General features: G+C 41.5%; 17 protein-coding genes, 1 tRNA gene and 2 pseudogenes. 7 read left to right on the top strand and 13 right to left on the bottom strand.

What is annotated here, in order from left to right:
* Window positions 1-4 precede the first annotated feature (4 nt).
* The 8 genes from atpG to L6C30_RS09110 form a co-directional block, all read right to left on the bottom strand.
* Window positions 5-874: a F0F1 ATP synthase subunit gamma gene (gene atpG, locus L6C30_RS09145; RefSeq protein WP_004780708.1), complete on the bottom strand. Its 870-nt coding sequence runs from the start codon at window positions 872-874 to the stop codon at window positions 5-7.
* A gap of 88 nt (window positions 875-962) precedes the next feature.
* Window positions 963-2,507 (bottom strand): F0F1 ATP synthase subunit alpha, encoded by a 1,545-nt coding sequence (gene atpA / locus L6C30_RS09140; RefSeq protein WP_236162911.1) that lies wholly within the window; start codon window positions 2,505-2,507, stop codon window positions 963-965.
* Window positions 2,508-2,547: 40 nt separating this feature from the next.
* Window positions 2,548-3,084: a F0F1 ATP synthase subunit delta gene (locus L6C30_RS09135; RefSeq protein WP_019837171.1), complete on the bottom strand. Its 537-nt coding sequence runs from the start codon at window positions 3,082-3,084 to the stop codon at window positions 2,548-2,550.
* A gap of 14 nt (window positions 3,085-3,098) precedes the next feature.
* Complete coding sequence (locus L6C30_RS09130) at window positions 3,099-3,569, bottom strand: F0F1 ATP synthase subunit B (protein WP_004970142.1); 471 nt, start codon at window positions 3,567-3,569, stop codon at window positions 3,099-3,101.
* A 39-nt stretch (window positions 3,570-3,608) separates the two neighbouring features.
* The gene (gene atpE / locus L6C30_RS09125) at window positions 3,609-3,854 is read right to left on the bottom strand and encodes a F0F1 ATP synthase subunit C (protein WP_000424060.1); all 246 of its coding nucleotides are present in this window, start codon (window positions 3,852-3,854) and stop codon (window positions 3,609-3,611) included.
* 85 nt (window positions 3,855-3,939) lie between these two features.
* Entirely contained in the window at window positions 3,940-4,815 is an 876-nt protein-coding gene (gene atpB / locus L6C30_RS09120; RefSeq protein ID WP_019837170.1) for a F0F1 ATP synthase subunit A, read from the bottom strand.
* A 102-nt stretch (window positions 4,816-4,917) separates the two neighbouring features.
* Entirely contained in the window at window positions 4,918-5,316 is a 399-nt protein-coding gene (locus L6C30_RS09115; protein WP_004970147.1) for an ATP synthase subunit I, read from the bottom strand.
* A gap of 172 nt (window positions 5,317-5,488) precedes the next feature.
* A complete protein-coding gene (locus L6C30_RS09110) occupies window positions 5,489-6,328 on the bottom strand; it encodes a metal ABC transporter solute-binding protein, Zn/Mn family (protein ID WP_026438114.1) in 840 nt (279 codons plus the stop codon).
* Between the two features lie 135 nt (window positions 6,329-6,463).
* Here L6C30_RS09110 and L6C30_RS09105 point away from each other — a divergent pair, with 135 nt between their 5' ends.
* Genes L6C30_RS09105 through znuB form a run of 3 tightly spaced genes read left to right on the top strand, consistent with a single transcriptional unit; the run spans window position 6,464 to window position 8,526 of the window.
* On the top strand, window positions 6,464-6,958 hold the full coding sequence (locus tag L6C30_RS09105; protein WP_019837168.1) for a transcriptional repressor: 495 nt from the start codon (window positions 6,464-6,466) through the stop codon (window positions 6,956-6,958).
* Window positions 6,934-7,722: a zinc ABC transporter ATP-binding protein ZnuC gene (gene znuC, locus L6C30_RS09100; protein WP_019837167.1), complete on the top strand. Its 789-nt coding sequence runs from the start codon at window positions 6,934-6,936 to the stop codon at window positions 7,720-7,722. The genes L6C30_RS09105 and znuC overlap by 25 nt, the downstream gene beginning before the upstream one ends.
* Before the next feature lie 3 nt (window positions 7,723-7,725).
* Complete coding sequence (znuB, locus tag L6C30_RS09095) at window positions 7,726-8,526, top strand: zinc ABC transporter permease subunit ZnuB (protein ID WP_026438113.1); 801 nt, start codon at window positions 7,726-7,728, stop codon at window positions 8,524-8,526.
* A 141-nt stretch (window positions 8,527-8,667) separates the two neighbouring features.
* Here znuB and L6C30_RS09090 read toward each other — a convergent pair whose 3' ends face one another.
* Window positions 8,668-8,814 (bottom strand): hypothetical protein, encoded by a 147-nt coding sequence (locus L6C30_RS09090; RefSeq protein WP_019837164.1) that lies wholly within the window; start codon window positions 8,812-8,814, stop codon window positions 8,668-8,670.
* A gap of 172 nt (window positions 8,815-8,986) precedes the next feature.
* Window positions 8,987-9,607, bottom strand: a complete 621-nt coding sequence (locus L6C30_RS09085; protein WP_236162912.1) for a LysE family transporter — start codon at window positions 9,605-9,607, stop codon at window positions 8,987-8,989.
* Window positions 9,608-9,768: 161 nt separating this feature from the next.
* Between L6C30_RS09085 and L6C30_RS09080 the strand changes: the two genes are divergently transcribed.
* The 4 genes and pseudogenes from L6C30_RS09080 to L6C30_RS09065 all read left to right on the top strand — a co-directional run bounded on the left by L6C30_RS09080 (window position 9,769) and on the right by L6C30_RS09065 (window position 12,445).
* On the top strand, window positions 9,769-10,689 hold the full coding sequence (locus L6C30_RS09080; RefSeq protein WP_180009305.1) for a Dyp-type peroxidase: 921 nt from the start codon (window positions 9,769-9,771) through the stop codon (window positions 10,687-10,689).
* A gap of 103 nt (window positions 10,690-10,792) precedes the next feature.
* Window positions 10,793-11,467 (top strand): annotated as a pseudogene (locus L6C30_RS09075) (transposase).
* A 472-nt stretch (window positions 11,468-11,939) separates the two neighbouring features.
* Window positions 11,940-12,167: a hypothetical protein gene (locus tag L6C30_RS09070; protein WP_026438111.1), complete on the top strand. Its 228-nt coding sequence runs from the start codon at window positions 11,940-11,942 to the stop codon at window positions 12,165-12,167.
* 202 nt (window positions 12,168-12,369) lie between these two features.
* Window positions 12,370-12,445 (top strand) — tRNA-Thr (locus L6C30_RS09065).
* Window positions 12,446-12,903: 458 nt separating this feature from the next.
* Here the strand turns inward: L6C30_RS09065 and L6C30_RS09060 are convergent.
* From L6C30_RS09060 to L6C30_RS09050, 3 genes and pseudogenes are all read right to left on the bottom strand, one after another.
* Complete coding sequence (locus L6C30_RS09060) at window positions 12,904-13,734, bottom strand: cyclopropane-fatty-acyl-phospholipid synthase family protein (protein WP_070155047.1); 831 nt, start codon at window positions 13,732-13,734, stop codon at window positions 12,904-12,906.
* A gap of 35 nt (window positions 13,735-13,769) precedes the next feature.
* Window positions 13,770-15,077 carry an FAD-dependent oxidoreductase gene (locus L6C30_RS09055; protein ID WP_230243779.1) on the bottom strand — a complete coding sequence of 436 codons (1,308 nt, stop codon included), beginning with the start codon at window positions 15,075-15,077 and terminating at the stop codon, window positions 13,770-13,772.
* A 422-nt stretch (window positions 15,078-15,499) separates the two neighbouring features.
* Window positions 15,500-16,384: pseudogene (locus L6C30_RS09050) on the bottom strand (pirin family protein).
* Window positions 16,385-16,576 lie beyond the last annotated feature (192 nt).

Below are 16,576 nucleotides of genomic sequence, written 5' to 3'. Positions count from 1 at the left end.
TATGTTAAACGGCAGCGGCACCACCAACGATCTCAGAAATTTCCTGAGTAATCGCGGCTTGACGCAGCTTGTTATAAATAAGTTGCAGGTTCTTGATCAATTCACCCGCATTATCAGTTGCAGCTTTCATTGCAACCATACGAGCAGACTGCTCACACGCGATGTTTTCGATCACACCTTGATACACCACAGACTCGATATAGCGAACCAACAAGCCATTTAAAAGCTCTTCAGCTTCAGGCTCGTAGATGTAGTCCCAACCGTATTGACGGTTAAGCGTCTTGTCTTCTTCAGCAGCTGCCAAAGGAACAAGCTGTTCGATCTTTTGGTTTTGAGTCATGGCGTTGACAAAGCCGTTAGAAACCAGATAAATACGATCTAATTCGCCTTTATCATAAGCGTCTAACATCACCTGTACAGAACCAGATAACTGTTCAAGACTTGGAGTGTCGCCCACTTGAGTGGTCGCACCAAGCACTTTACCGCCGTAGTTTTTAAAAAACGAAACCGCTTTTTGACCAATCAAAGCAAATTGAACTTCAATTGACTGCTCTTGTTGCTGTTGAACGTGTTTTACCACTTTCTTGAACAGGTTAATGTTCAAACCACCAGCAAGGCCACGATCTGAAGACACAATGATATAGCCAACGCGCTTAACAGGACGTTCAACCATATAACGGTGTTTATATTCAGGATTCGCTTGTACCAAATGAGCAATTACACGGTGCATATTTTCGGCATACGGACGGCCTTGAGCCATGCGCTCTTGCGCACGACGCATCTTAGAAGCTGCTACCATCTGCATCGCGCGAGTAATTTTCTGCGTGCTTTTGATACTAGCTACTTTGGCGCGAATTTCTTTTAAATTTGCCATACGCTTAACCTAGTATTCGAAAGCCCTTTCAGGCTTCCGAAGGTTGATTCCGTGAACCAAACCAACACCAATCTAGCAAGTTGCTAAATTAGTAAGTTTGAGTCGCTTTGAATTTTTCAATACCAGCTTTGAATTCAGCTTCGATATCTTTATCCCAAGCACCAGTCTCGTCAATTTTTTGCATTAACGCAGCGTGTTCTGAACGGAAGTAAGCAATTAACGCAGCGTCAAAGTCTACGATTTTTTTCACTTCTACGTCAGCCATGTAGCCTTCGTTAGATGCATAAACTGATACAGCTTGGTCAGCGATTGAGTATGGAGCATATTGTTTTTGCTTCATCAACTCAGTTACGCGTTGACCGTGTTCAAGCTGTTTACGAGTTGCTTCGTCAAGGTCAGAAGCGAACTGAGCAAACGCTGCCAATTCACGGTACTGTGCAAGTGCAGTACGGATACCACCAGACAATTTCTTGATGACTTTAGTCTGCGCAGAACCACCAACACGAGATACAGAGATACCCGCGTTCACAGCAGGACGAATACCCGCGTTGAACAATGATGTTTCAAGGAAGATCTGACCGTCAGTAATCGAAATTACGTTGGTTGGTACGAATGCAGATACGTCACCTGCTTGAGTTTCAATAATTGGCAATGCAGTTAATGAACCAGTTTGGCCTTTAACTTCACCGTTAGTGAATTTCTCAACGTAGTCAGCAGATACACGAGAAGCACGTTCAAGTAGACGTGAATGTAGATAGAATACGTCACCTGGATAAGCTTCACGACCTGGTGGACGACGAAGAAGCAATGAAATTTGACGGTAAGCAACAGCTTGTTTAGACAAGTCATCATAGATGATCAGAGCGTCTTCACCGCGGTCACGGAAGTATTCACCCATTGTACAGCCAGAGTATGGAGCCAAGAACAGCATTGCTGCTGGATCAGCTGCGGCTGCTGCTACAACAGTTGTATACGCCATAGCCCCAGTTTCTTCTAGCTTACGTACTACGTTTGCGATAGTTGATTGTTTTTGACCAACTGCAACGTAGATACATTTAATGCCAGAGTTTTTCTGAGCGATGATCGCGTCGATCGCCATAGCTGTTTTACCAGTCTGACGGTCACCAATGATCAACTCACGTTGACCACGGCCTACTGGGATCATTGTATCTACTGATTTATAACCAGTTTGTACAGGTTGATCCACTGATTGACGCCAAATTACGCCTGGTGCTACTTTTTCAACAGCATCAGAAAGTTTTGCATCAATAGGGCCTTTACCATCAATCGGGTTACCCAAAGCGTCTACGACACGGCCAAGAAGTTCAGGACCAACCGGAACTTCTAATACACGACCTGTACAACGAGCTTTTTGACCTTCTTGAAGGCTTAAGTAGTTACCTAAAACAACGACGCCCACTGAATCCTGTTCTAGGTTCAGTGCCATACCAAATAAGCCGCCGTCGAATTCGATCATTTCACCGTACATTGCATCAGCAAGGCCGTGAATGCGCACAATACCGTCGGATACCATAACAATGGTACCTTCGTTTTTAGCGGTCGCGCTGGTGTCCAGATCGCCGATACGCTGTTTAATGAGCGCACTGATCTCGGATGGATTCAGTTGTTGCATTGCGCTATACCTCAATCTTTTATTAGTTCAGTCTTCGCAATTAAGCTAAAAGACGTGTCCGCATTTTTTCAAGCTTGTTAAGCGCAGAATCATCTATCACTTGGTCGCCTGCACGAATAACTACACCCGCAATTAACGCTGGGTTCACTTCTACAGAAACATTTACTGCTGCAGCGAAACGTTTTTCTAACGCTTGAGCAAGAATTTGTTCTTGTACAGAAGTCAATGGGAATGCCGATTCAATCACAACATCCACAGTATTGTTATTCTGTGATTTGAGCTGTTCGTATTCTGCTTGAATTTCAGGAAGTAAAGCCAAACGGTTATTTTCAGCAAGCAATGTCAAAAAGTTTGACACTGCTGCAGTTTGGTCTTCACCTAAAACTTTGGCAAAAATACTCACCTGCTCAGCAGGCGTAAGCTCAGGGCGATTTAAGTAAGCTGAAAATGCTTCGTCTTGCACCGCAGCACTGAGCAAGTTAAGTGCTGTTGACCAAGTGTCAGTTGCACCTTGCTCAGAAGCGTAAGCAAATGCTGCTTTAGCGTATGGGCGTGCCAACGTCAAGAGTTCAGCCATAATCTGCCTCTCTCTTAAAGTTTAGCAGCCAGCTGAGTCAGCATGGCATTGTGAGCTTCTGCGTCAACTTGCTGGCTAAGAATTTTCTCTGCACCAGTTACTGCAAGCGCAGCTACTTGTTGACGTAATTCTTCGCGAGCAGAATTGATTTCTGTATCAACAGCTTCTTTCGCTTGTTGACGGATACGCTCACCTTCAGCAGATGCTTGGGTACGCGCTTCTTCTACCAATTGTGCTGCCCGACGATTCGCTTGTTCGATCAATTGAGCCGCTTGTGCTTTAGCTGCATCTAATTCAGCTTTCACTTGAGCTTGCGCATCGGCAAGGTCAGCTTTGGCTTTTTCAGCTGCATTTAAGCCGTCAGCAATACGACGCTGACGCTCACTAATCGCATTGATTAGTGGTGGCCATACAAACTTCATGCAGAATGCGACGAAAATCGCAAATGCAATCGCTTGGCCAAACAATGTGAGGTTGATATTCATTGCAAATTCCTCAAATAGTGAATTTCGGAATTAAGCTGATTAACCTACAAATGGATTAGCGAAGATGAAGAACAAGCCAATACCAACACCGATCATAGGCACAGCATCAAGAAGACCCGCGATTAAGAACATACGAGTTTGAAGTTGTGGAGCCAATTCTGGTTGACGAGCAACAGCTTCAAGGAAGCGACCGCCTAAAAGACCAAAACCAATCGCAGTACCTAAAGCACCGAAAGCGATCAAGATAGCAGATGCAATTGCAACTAGACCTAAAGTGAGTTCCATGATAATTCCTCAGAGGTTAGGTTTTATACCAAATTAAGTTAAAAAATTGTGTGCCCAACCATCGGTTGACAGTTAGGCAGTACCATTAATGCTTTTCGCTTGCCATACTCATGTACACGATTGTCAACATCATGAAAATGAATGCTTGTAGCGTAATAATCAAAATGTGGAAAATCGCCCAAGGCACAGACAATGCCCACTGGATCCAGAACGGTAATAACGCGATAAGAATGAAGATTAACTCACCCGCATACATGTTACCGAATAGTCGTAGAGCCAATGAAACTGGTCGCGCCAAGAAAGTAGTCAATTCCAACAATAAGTTGAATGGAATTAAAAGCACTTTAGCAACTGGATTACTTGGGTTAAATGGGTTAAGTGCTAACTCACCAACGAAGCCGCCAATTCCTTTTTCACGAATACTATAGAAAATAATTAAGAAGAATACAGAAATAGACATACCTAAGGTAATGTTTGGATCTGTAGTCGGAACAATTTTAAAGTAAACCTGATGAGGATCTACACCCAGCATAGAAGCAATCGCCTGTTGAGCTACATAAGGAATAAAGTCAACAGGGATTAAGTCCATCAAGTTCATGAGGAAAATCCACACGAAAATAGTTAATGCTAGGGGTGCAATTAATCGAGACTTCCCGTGGAAGGTATCACGTACACTAGAATCCACAAACTCGATAATCACTTCAATTGCTGACTGGAATTTGCTAGGTACGCCCGCATTTGCAGCTTTCGCCACGATCCAGAACAACAAACAGAAGATCAGACCAAGTCCAATAGACCAACCCATTGAATCCAAGTGAATAGCAGTGAACCCCATCTGTTGAGCTTCTTCAGCAGACTCAGCCAACTTCCATGAACCGTCTGGCATTTTGCCATAGGTCATATTGGTCAAGTGATGCTTGATATACTCGGTCGAAGTAAGGGCATGTTCTTCAGCAGCCATAAATCACACCTGGTCAATGTAAAAAACTAATAGAATAAACGAACATCGCGTGCTGCTTGATATCTCGCCTATTCCTGAAAAACTTTTCAATTTTTGCTGCGTTTAGACTCGTTTTTGTAATCGTGACACCCAAAATGGCGCAACCCACGACATGCTTTGAACGAGCATAAAACCACAAAACAATGCCACCGGGGATAACGGCTGTACATTGCTTAAAATTAAAATGAATCCTACGATCACGATTGCAAACTTACCGAGCATTCCTCTATACATGTTCGAAAGAACCTGTCTGGACGCTCGTGCACCTGCTGCTCGAAACGACTGCCATGAAAAATAACAACTTGCCAACCAACAAACACTCGCACCAAGTGCAGCGCTTAAGGCAGCCGTTGAGTCTTTCAAGACCCACGCTATCAGGGCTGAAACTGGAATCATAAATGCTTGTAAGAAGACCAAAGCTTTAGCTAATCGTCGGTCAATCAAGCGACTAGTTCGGCTCATTTTTTTATCCACTCACAGCATTAATGCTTGACAAGTTCAACTGATGATCGTTTTTTATCGCAGGCATTATAGAGTTAGCCCCCTGAACATGCAATCGTTTCCCGACCTTAGTCGTGATTTTTTGCATGTTAGTCTCGGAATTGTCATATTTCAATTTTGCTTAAAAAATGCATCATTTTCGTGCATTTAATACACAAGCCTTGGTTTGCTTGGCCAATTGCTGCCACGCTTGCACAAAATCATCTGCGCCGCGCATGCTTTCATCGACCTTTTGAAACACAATTGGATTCAATTTCATATACTGATTTTTACTGGCATGTCCTTCAGCAAGGAGGCACATTTTTGGATTTGGACGGTGATCGTTCAAATATTTGATTTGAGCAACCGTAGGGGCAATATGCGGATCATTGGTCAATGAACCTGCAAATTCTAAATTTAAGGCACGTTCTAAATATTGATAGGCATCGTGATAAGCCCAATATGGCTGTGCTGCGGTTTGAGTCTGAAATTGACTTGCACTTTTGAACAAGCTCTGCGCGAAGGCACGTGCGTTGTTCCAGTATGCATCGCGATGTTCAGGCATTTGCTGAGAACGCAGTGCGGCAATAAAAAAACCTATACGCACTGCATTATTTGGGTCTAGCCAGACATGGCTGTCTATTGTATGTTTTAATGCTGAACCACGTTCTGAACGCTGTGGCAAAGTTTTCATAATGCCCGTATCTAATAAAGCACTTGCTTTAGGATTTTGATGTAATACACGTTCTAGCGGCGCTTCATGCGCTTTACCCAACCAAATAATTAAACCCGCATCTTGGATCATTTTTCGATGTGCAGGCGTGAGCGATACATCATGCCCTGTTTGATCTGCCAGTAATAAAGTGGGTGTTTCGATATTTTTTGTGACTTTTTGGGCAATCAGATAGATAGGATGTGTAGACACCACCAAAGCCTGCGCCATGCTGACAGTACTGCACAACACCAATAAACAGAAACTAAATAAACGAAACATTGCGACATATCACGAAAAATCGATAAATGTTATAGTATAACAAATTTATAAAAATACCTATGTATAATCGAAACTGATTACGCTTCATGCTAAGATTTACTGTCGTTTTTCTTTTAAAGTTCAACTGGGGTGGCTATGAGCTTATGTTCGCACGAGCATCACAATGCATTGCATGGCGTTCACGACCATCACAATGTTCATCAACGTCTTGTCGAAGCTGAAAGTTTATGCGCGGCAACAGGTGCTCGCTTAACACCGCTACGTAAAGAAGTACTGGAACTCATTCTCAAGGCATCTGCACCAATGGGTGCTTATGATTTATTGGCGAAAATTAAAAGTGAGTCTGATCGTCCTGCAGCACCGCCAACAGTGTACCGTACTTTGGATTTTTTACTGGAAAAAGGACTCATTCACCGTTTGACTTCTATCAATGCCTATATTCCTTGTTGTCATCCACGCGAAGGACACCAAGCGGCGTTTTTGATCTGTACGGAATGTAAAGTCGTTAAAGAAGCTTCAGCGCAAGGTTTATTAGAGCAACTCGATCAATTGGCAGCCTCTGACCGCTTTAGCCCGCATCACAGTATTATTGAGATTTCTGGAAAATGTCAGCAGTGCAACAGCAAATAACCACTGCACCACTCATCGCCTTGCACAATATTCAGGTGCGAATAGATGAGCGCGATATTTTAAAAAATGTCAATTTTGAATTGCATGCAGGTGAAATTGTCACACTCATTGGTCCGAATGGCGCAGGAAAATCGACTTTAATTAAAGTCTTGCTTGGTATTGTCAAACCGAATGCAGGCAAGCTAGTAAATGCTCGCAAGCTGACCTTTTCTTATGTACCGCAAAAGTTTAATCCTTCTCACAGCTTGCCTTTAAGAGTGAAAGATTTACTGGCTTTAGAAAAATGCCCAGACGCAATTAAAGCAGAAATTATCCGCGATACTGGGATTGCCAAACTGCAAGATTCGAAAGTACAACAACTGTCTGGTGGTGAGCGACAGCGGGTTTTACTGGCACGTGCTTTATTGCGTCAACCCGATGTTTTGGTACTGGATGAGCCGATGCAAGGACTGGATATTCAGTCCGAAGCTGAACTGTATGACTATGTGCGCAACTTACCGCGCAAATATGGCTGTGCGGTGTTGATGGTGTCGCATGATTTGCAATGGGTCATGCAAGGCACGCACCGAGTGGTCTGTTTAAACAAACATATTTGCTGCAGCGGTTTGCCCGAGAATGTACAACAACATCCTGAATATCAAGCTATTTTTGGAACCAATCGGGTGTTTTATCAACATCACCATGAACACTGTGCACATGGAGATCATGCCGAGCCTTGTCAGCATGATTCACGTCCTCATATTCACCCTGAACCGGAAGCTTAACCCATGATGGATTGGCTACAATTGCTGTTACCTGCATGGATCATGGGCAGTTTGTTGGTATTTTTGACAGCCCCACTGGGCTGTTTAATGCTGTGGCGACGCATGTCCTTTTTTGCCGATACGATGGCACATGGTACGTTATTGGGTGTGGCAATTGCAGGCGCGTTAAGTTTACCTCTGTGGATGGGCGTGACATTCTTGGCATTATTATTGGTGGGTGTTTTGTGGATTTTACATGATCCACGGTTGCCGAATGATGCATTATTGGCGCTCTGCTCTGCGACCTTGCTCTGTTCAGGTTTGCTCTTTATTCAACATATTCCGAGTTTGCGTCCTGAGTTGCTGAGCTATTTATTTGGCGATTTACTCACCATTTCATGGGCAGATTTACCTGTATTTGCCCTAGTGATTATTGTTGCTTTAGCGGTGCTGTATAAATTTTGGCAGACACAAATTCAAATTGCAATTGACCCTGATATTGCGGTCAGTGAAGGCGTGAATGCCCAATGGCAACGCCTGATTTTTATGTTGTTGTTGGCATTATTTACGGTATTGGCTTTACGTGCAGTCGGCTCTTTATTGATGGGCGCTTTATTGGTGATTCCTGCTTTAACCGCACGTTTATTGGCACACTCACCAAAACAGATGGTGATTTGGGCATTTGTGATGGCGCAGATTGGGGTAACCGTCGGTTTATGGTCAAGTGCAGGTTTAAACATTTCAACAGGCTTGAGTATTGTGATGACGATGGCAGTGATTTTTGCTGTGATTTTTAGCATTCAAAAAGTCAGAAAGATGGCTTAAGCCAATGAGCTAAATGGATGCCATGCGATTGCATGGTTTTTGGATATATACCATTATTCCGATTAATACATTAGCATCAATCTTTGTAAATAATTTTTTGGGTAATAATATTCAAAGAGCTGCCTTTCAGCAGCCGTCAGCTTAGTTTTGAACAGCACAAATACTGACTATAAATAAACAAGTCATCACGTATGCCAAACTCGGATCAAAATAAACCACCAATGTATCAAACATTGGAGTAAACCCAAGAATTAAACCCGCTGAGCTTGCTTTCTTCAGTTGTGACATATTATCACTCCTTAAAAAACTGTTGCGGGTCTCTTGATGAGTTAGGTACGCAACGCTCAGACTATTGCTACTTAATTTCGTTTTAAAACCAGTTGCGATGGGTAAGTAGCAATCCTAACTGGCCAATAACCATTCTAGTTATCAATAACAATTATTTCAATTACTTACTTTATCACTGATGCACCAAACTTAACAAAAATGCAGCACCCGCAAATAAGGTCGCAAAAGTACGATTCATGACTTTTTGCTGCTTCGGTGATCTTAACAAACGTAAAACTTTTGCAGCCAAGCCCGTATAGCCCGCCATCACAATCAAATCAATACTGATCATAGTTGCTGCCATAATCAGATACTGAATCCATTGCGGTTTCGACAAATCTAAAAACTGTGGCAAAACTGCCAATAAAAACACAATCGCTTTTGGATTGCTCATGTTGACCAGAAAGCCGTACATCACCAGTTTTCCAGCAGATTTTCGCGTCAGCTCATGCTGAATTTCAATCGACTGTGCAGGCGCTGCCCATTGCAAATACGCCAAATATAACAAATATGCCACACCAAACCATTTCACAATTAGAAATGCCCAAGGCGTTGTCGCAAATAATACCCCTGCCCCTGCGGCTACAATCGCGATTTGCAATAATAAAGCGAGTTGTAGACCAATCGCATTCCAATACCCATGTCGAAAACCATAATTCAAACCACTCGACATAGATGCTATTGCACCTGCGCCAGGTGAAACACTAATCACCCAACAGGCCAACATAAACGCTATCCAAACTTGATAAGACATATATCGCCGCTTTTCACAAGACAGCGCATTATATGATATTTCACTTAATCTCATGACTAAAAAACGTGGAATAAAAATCGGGTTGAGGCTATTAAGCCTGCATACAATCAGGCACAATAACGTCAAATTTATTGAAAACAACAAATTTTCAGGAGCTATACATGACTGCCCAATCAGTAATTTTGCCACTACCTTCAGATCATGCTCGCTTTCTAGTGTTACGTTTAAAAGATTTAAGCATTACTGAGTTAAAAGAAAAATTGGCTGACTTGTTTAGCACACGGGATCGTTTGATTACCCAACATCCACATGCCCAAATTAAAACTGGCGTCGCTTTTGGTCCTGAACTGTGGGCACAACTCTATGAGCAATCTCCAGATGGTTTTAAACAATTACAACCGATTCAAGGGGCGTACCCAATGCCTGTCGTGCCTGCCGATGTGATTATTCATCTCGCGAGTGCCCGTTCAGATATTTGCTTTGCGCTCAGTCAGGCCTTTTTTGAGGGCATTCAAGACAAAATTGAAGTCTTGGATGAACGGGTCTGTTTCCGTTATTTTGATGGACGCGACATGACGGGATTTATTGATGGTACCGAAAACCCACAATTTCCAGATGATCGTGCCGAAGTTGCACTTTTAGGTGAAGATGCAGGCGTGTTTGCCGATGGTTCTTTTATTTTTGCACAGCGCTATTGCCACGATTTAGAAAAATGGAAAAAGCTCAAAGTCGATGCCCAAGAGCATGTGATTGGACGCACCAAACTTGAATCGATTGAATTAGACGAAGATGTACAACCTGAAAATTCGCACGTGTCACGTACAGTCGTTGAAGATGATGCAGGCGATGAAATGGAAATTTTGCGCCACTCTTTACCGTATGGTGATGGCAAGGGCGATCAGGGTTTATTCTTTATTGCCTATACCAAAGATTTGAGCATTATTGATGCCATGTTAGAACGTATGTTTGGTACTTCAGGTGATGGCATCCATGACCGTTTATTGCACTTTGTGACTGCCATGGATGGCGCATATTACTTTGCCCCAAGTGAGGAGCTACTAGAAGAAGTCTTAGAAGACTGATCTGTCATCAGTATGGAGTCGTATAATATCAGCGACTTCATACTATTTGCCTGTGTTTCACAAGCCTATCTATAAAAGCTGTTTCAGCAATATAATTTTTCAAATAAATAAGCCTCTACCTAAAATTTATCCTACATCATATTGGTCTTCATATAACCAAGCACTGATTCATTCGGGAAGTATTAACATTTGGTTCGATCCCGCTACGCATGAATATGCGCCATCAAAAGACAAATAAGGATGAAATCAAACCTTCACTAACGCACTCTCCAATGCTGCTTAATGATTTAATCCTTATTGGGGTCTGTCTTTACCTGTGCTCACTGGATTTGTAAAAAGTCTGCTTAAATTTTTGCGAATTAAATAGGACATCGCCAGATTACAGCATGCTTTGTAGAAGACAAAAGTATATTGATATTGCAATCAGCTACCCAAAAAGTAGCGATGGGCTGCATATACGCAAGGACTTTACAGGCTTAAAGTTTCTAGGTAAGGGAGAATGGAAACGCATGCCACATGGAAAGATACAAAGAGCTGCTCGCTAGAGCGAAATAAATGACTTCGCACAGTTAATCATACGAAGCAATTCTTCTCAGGTAGGACCCTATGGAAAATGGACAGGGTATCATCGGCGCACTTAGTTGAAACAAAGATACATTGTATCAAATACTTAGGAGATAATCTCAGTGCAAGGCATTATGATAGCGAACTCAATGAGATGTATGCAAATGTAACAGTCCTCAACAGATGTACGCAGTTAAGTCGAGCACTTACCTAGTAACACCTTAAATTGGGCTGAATTCGGGGTGCTTTGCCTTTCCAATCTTTGTGCACCCAAGCCAATACAGCAAAGAGTGAACTTTGCATGGTTATGCTCGTTGCTATTTTTATCGTGGCGCTATCTAACTTGGCAATTATCTAGAGCGTAAAATGAATAAAGCAATAAATGGAATTTGCATTTACCAGCTTGTTAAGCAGTGATTTTGATGATCCTCTCTCTAACTATTGATGATAAATCAACAAACATGACACATTACGTTACTCTGCAATAAAGACAATCTTTAACCACTATGCTACAACTGAGTTGTAACGTCAAAAAAGGGGATGTGAAGAAATTTATTGTTTTTTATCAAACTTTTTTTATTTTACTTGGTCATCTCTGCTTTCTACATAAAAGGGTCATCATTAAGTTTTAGCATAATAAAAGCATGCAAATGCCTTACATATATAACTGCTATTCGGGAGCGAACATGAATAACAGCCAAAATTATGTCAAACAAATTAAAAATGCTAAACGTGGAGGATACACGCCTACCATCGCCAAAGACATCAACAAACATAAGATTCAAAAAGCCATTCGCCTAATTGAACAATGGAGAACGCTCGCAAATGAACTTAAACCACAAATGCAACTGGATATGGCCTTTACCTTAGAGGAATGTGCACAAGATTTAGACCGCATCTTAAGAAGTAAATAATCGCTTTTTCACACTTTACTTCAAGTTATTTTCTTCCTTGAGCCCACTCGCTGGGCTCATTTCCTAAACCTTCTGTGTAATTTCCTCATTTGTAATATGCAAAACACTGCATATAAACTCTGCAAAAACGCTATGCCTTGCATTAAACGGTTACTTTTTGGCTTGCGCACAGGTAAAAATTCTGTAAAATTCTTTACACAACGCCGGCATAGCTCAGTTGGTAGAGCAACTGACTTGTAATCAGTAGGTCCACAGTTCGAATCCGTGTGCCGGCACCATATTCAACCTCATAAGTTTCTAATTTATGAGGTTTTTTGTTTATATACGTATATTTTATCTCACTCATTCTGCCCGAATAGCCAAAATTATTCAGGACATCGATCTATCTGCAAAACTTAAACCGCAATACAGGATTGTGATTTTTAGCTTGTAAAATGTATTTTATAATTGACTTTGTTGCATAAAATATTGATTTTTAAATTTTTATATAAATTTAAGTTAAAATAAATATAATTAATCATAGTGTTAGTTGTTTGTACAACAAATCCGTCCACAATTATAAAAAGTCACGATCATATTCTTTTTTGATGACAAAGCCGTGGCTTATGTCAGAGATCAATTGACTTTTGGCGCAAAAATTTTACTAAAGCAGTTTCGTGTGGTAGCTGAGATTTAAAACCAATCATAGAAACCCAAACACCGAAAACTTCATCATCTATCAGCCGATTACGATTGATTAAGATTTTTCCGCACTCACCTGAACATATTTAATCCAGCCATCTGTATAGAGCTTGGCACATAAACGTGCGGTCATAGCAATTTTAAACCAGTCTACATCTCGCCTTTGCACTCGATGCCTGAGATGCTGATTCACATAATCAGCAAAACCTGCTAGCACCTGGGCCGATAAATCTTCCACTTGAATCTGTTTAAATTCAAACTGTGCTAAGACTGCCCGAAGCTGACTTTCAGACATTAGATCTTTAAAATTGACATCGGCAGATTTTAATAAGGCACGATATTGCAGCTGTTTGAATACATGCGTTGGCGCTTGCTCTGCCCAAATTAAATAATGAAAGCCCATGCGTCCATTTGAATTCAAAACTGCACTCACCTGACTTAAAAAGGAATTCAAATGACTGTGATATGCCGCATCGATACAAAACACCACATCAAAACGGGGTTGTGGAAAAAGTGCTTGTAAATTTAAAAATGAAGCAGCGTGAATTTTAATATTTGAATTTAAATGTTGTCGAATCCACTGCACATGATGATCTTGTAGCTCAATAGCCTCAAGCTGTTGTACTTGATAGTGTTCTAACCAGTATTTAAGACTAGCACCTTGCCCACAGCCTAAATCCAACACAGCGTCTTTTGAATTTAAACGGACTGCTGCGGCCAAATGCGCGGCTAAATTTTGACATGCAGCAGGATAATCATATCCCACTGCATCTGACCAATAACCTAGATTGCTCCACGGCAACGCAGAATCATCTCCCAAATATGCCGCATGAATGGCATATTTATGTTTTGGAAAGTGCGAGCGTATCACCTGTTGCCATTTCATGCTGACTCAGTCTAATTCAGTAAAGATGAATAGACTTAATAACCTAATTGTGGCGCAACCTCAACTTGTGGTTTTAAATCAATAAACGGTAATGGCGCACCAAAAATTTCTGCAATATGCATGGCTGAGGTCACTGCAGATTCTAAAATAGGCAAACCATCACACGACCATGAACCACAGAAGAACACTTTACGATTGTCTTGATGATGCCGTTGCTGCAACTCTTTGTTTAATGCCACTGTCTTTGAATCCACTACAGCGCGGGTTAAAGTCACCGTTGAAATGATCTTTTTCGGATCAATTGGTGTGACTGGACGCCATGTTTGGAACACTGGAGATTTGCCGACCAACGTTGGTTCAATCGAGTTAAGCCATACCGTAAATTGCTGACGGGTAAATTTACGATCCATCATATAACTTAAAACTGACCAGTCTTTACGTTTTGGCGGCATCACCGTTTGATCGGTGTGAATCACCAAATCACCCTGCTCGAATTTGAATTGTTTAAGCAATTCAATATCTTCAGAAAATTGTTGATTATCTAAGAAGTCTTGAACTTTCGTGGTTGGCGTTGCAATTACCACACGGTCAAATGTTTGCGACTGACCTGCAGAATTTTCAACAACCACACCATCTTCTTTTTGATGAACGCGAGTGATCGCTGCACCACTTTCAATATTAATGCCTTCAATCAACTTATCAACCAATGCGGGCGTGCCACCTTGTAAACGCAATAACGCATCACCATCAGTTAATTGACGTAAAAACACCAATAATGGTTTTGCTGGCCATTCGCCAATGGTCTTAGGGTCACAAGTACAAATGGTGTAAAGCACTGGCATCACTGCACCATGCCAAAACACTTCTTCAATCTCGTTGCGATTGATAAATTCCGCAAGGGTGATGTCTTGGTTCTTGGATTTAAAAAATTTAGCAATAGCTGTTTTTAACTGCAACATGCCTTTCACTAAACGCCAGCCGTATTGCTGAATTCCTTTACGGTTGTTAATGATGGGAAAATTACCAATACGAGTACGACTTGTGGTCAACCAAGTTTCGGTACGATCTTCAAATAACCAACTGCACGCCATATAAGTACGCACAGGATAAGTTTTAATGCCTAAATGTGTGGCCAAGCTGAGGGTGTTTTTCCACAAATGTGGATTCATGACCCGTAACGGCGCATCAATTAAACCATCTTCAAATTCGATGCTATGACTGTCCATTCCACGACCAGGCAGCGCCTCAAAAATTGTAATGTTATGCCCTGCATCTTTAAGAATTCTTGCGGTAGCCAGTCCAGCCATACCACTACCGATCACTGCGATATCCAAACCGATCATCCATCTTTTTACATACTTTATGAAATTATGAACCATGCCTAAGGAAAATGAGCTATTAAAAACTACCAGATTGAGTACTTTTCACAGAGAAACAACACAAAGAGTATTGGCAATATGATTACATTTTCTAACAATCAGAAGATGTTTAAATAAGCCTTAGAATTTATTCATATTATTTCTTTAATTCCATAAATAGTTTTCTAAACCATATAGATAAATTAACCATTTTTATAATTTTCGTTTTACAAATAAATCTCTAAACGCTATGATAGTAGGCACATAATTAATAACTAAATCACAGATAATTATCATAAAGAATATGATCAATCCGCTAAAACTAGAAATTTGACAGCGCCAAAATAACAAAAGCCTCTGTCGGAACATCGACATGAGGCTTTTTTTTGGCTAAGATTTTTTAAAACTTAACCCGCTTGATGTTGAACGGGAATTTCACCGAACTTACCTTGATTAAAATCTTCAAAAGCTTGAATGATTTCCTGCTTGGTATTCATGACAAATGGACCATAGCCTTAAATAGGTTCATTTAGTGGCTTGCCTGTCAGCACTAAAAATTGCGTATCTTGCAGTGCTTCAAGCTGAATTAACGCATCGCCATCTTGAGCAAACAAGACCACTGAATGATCTTGCACAAGCTGACTGCCATTGACCCGCACTTCACCCGCCAACACCACCAATAAAGTGTTGTGGTCTACAGGTATATGCAGCGATTGGGCCTGTGCAGCTTTCAGTTGCCCATCCCAAACATTAACAGGGCTAAAGGTGCGAGCAGGTCCAGATTGCTCGGCGTACTGACCTGCAATAATGCGTAAATGCCCCGCCTGATTTTCAAACTCAATTTTCGGAATATCTTGAGATTCAATGGCTTGATAGCGTGGTGTCGTCATTTTATCTGCGGCAGGCAAATTGACCCAAAGCTGTACCATTTCAAACAATCCGCCTTGTGCTGCATAGTCTTTGGAATGAAACTCCTCATGCACCACACCTGCACCTGCTGTCATCCACTGCACATCACCTGTTTTGATGGTGCCACCACCGCCTGCCGAATCTTTATGCGTCACTTCGCCTTGATAGGCAATCGTCACCGTTTCAAAACCACGGTGTGGATGTGAACCCACACCATGCTGTGCCGTAGTTGCATCAAAATGATACGGCGCTGCATAATCCAAAAGTAAAAATGGACTGATCGCCTGACCTAAACGGTCATAAGAAAATAGATTTTTAACGGGAAAGCCATCGCCTACCCAATGCATGTTTTGGTTGCGATATAAACCGATTATTTTTTTCATGTGTTACACCTATTGCTAGGAGAATAGATATTTTAATCTTAATCGTTCGTCACACCCCAACCTAGTGCAAATTTGGCATACAGCATTGCAAGAATAGAATACTCGTGCCGAAACTGAGGCTATACATGCTCAAACAAATTATGGGCATAAAAAATCCAGAAACAAAGTTCTGGATTTTAAAATTGAGTGTGA

It is taken from the genome of Acinetobacter sp. KAM396 (assembly GCF_021602765.1).
Lineage (GTDB): Bacteria > Pseudomonadota > Gammaproteobacteria > Pseudomonadales > Moraxellaceae > Acinetobacter > Acinetobacter towneri_A.
This window is presented reverse-complemented; position numbering and strand designations above follow the sequence as displayed.

Coding starts and splice junctions, on each gene's coding strand:
- atpG (WP_004780708.1), bottom strand. CDS start 874: ATGGCAAATTTAAAAGAAATTCGCGCCAAAGTAGCTAGTATCAAAAGC.
- atpA (WP_236162911.1), bottom strand. CDS start 2,507: ATGCAACAACTGAATCCATCCGAGATCAGTGCGCTCATTAAACAGCGT.
- L6C30_RS09135 (WP_019837171.1), bottom strand. CDS start 3,084: ATGGCTGAACTCTTGACGTTGGCACGCCCATACGCTAAAGCAGCATTT.
- L6C30_RS09130 (WP_004970142.1), bottom strand. CDS start 3,569: ATGAATATCAACCTCACATTGTTTGGCCAAGCGATTGCATTTGCGATT.
- atpE (WP_000424060.1), bottom strand. CDS start 3,854: ATGGAACTCACTTTAGGTCTAGTTGCAATTGCATCTGCTATCTTGATC.
- atpB (WP_019837170.1), bottom strand. CDS start 4,815: ATGGCTGCTGAAGAACATGCCCTTACTTCGACCGAGTATATCAAGCAT.
- L6C30_RS09115 (WP_004970147.1), bottom strand. CDS start 5,316: ATGAGCCGAACTAGTCGCTTGATTGACCGACGATTAGCTAAAGCTTTG.
- L6C30_RS09110 (WP_026438114.1), bottom strand. CDS start 6,328: ATGTTTCGTTTATTTAGTTTCTGTTTATTGGTGTTGTGCAGTACTGTC.
- L6C30_RS09105 (WP_019837168.1), top strand. CDS start 6,464: ATGAGCTTATGTTCGCACGAGCATCACAATGCATTGCATGGCGTTCAC.
- znuC (WP_019837167.1), top strand. CDS start 6,934: ATGTCAGCAGTGCAACAGCAAATAACCACTGCACCACTCATCGCCTTG.
- znuB (WP_026438113.1), top strand. CDS start 7,726: ATGATGGATTGGCTACAATTGCTGTTACCTGCATGGATCATGGGCAGT.
- L6C30_RS09090 (WP_019837164.1), bottom strand. CDS start 8,814: ATGTCACAACTGAAGAAAGCAAGCTCAGCGGGTTTAATTCTTGGGTTT.
- L6C30_RS09085 (WP_236162912.1), bottom strand. CDS start 9,607: ATGTCTTATCAAGTTTGGATAGCGTTTATGTTGGCCTGTTGGGTGATT.
- L6C30_RS09080 (WP_180009305.1), top strand. CDS start 9,769: ATGACTGCCCAATCAGTAATTTTGCCACTACCTTCAGATCATGCTCGC.
- L6C30_RS09070 (WP_026438111.1), top strand. CDS start 11,940: ATGAATAACAGCCAAAATTATGTCAAACAAATTAAAAATGCTAAACGT.
- L6C30_RS09060 (WP_070155047.1), bottom strand. CDS start 13,734: ATGAAATGGCAACAGGTGATACGCTCGCACTTTCCAAAACATAAATAT.
- L6C30_RS09055 (WP_230243779.1), bottom strand. CDS start 15,077: ATGATCGGTTTGGATATCGCAGTGATCGGTAGTGGTATGGCTGGACTG.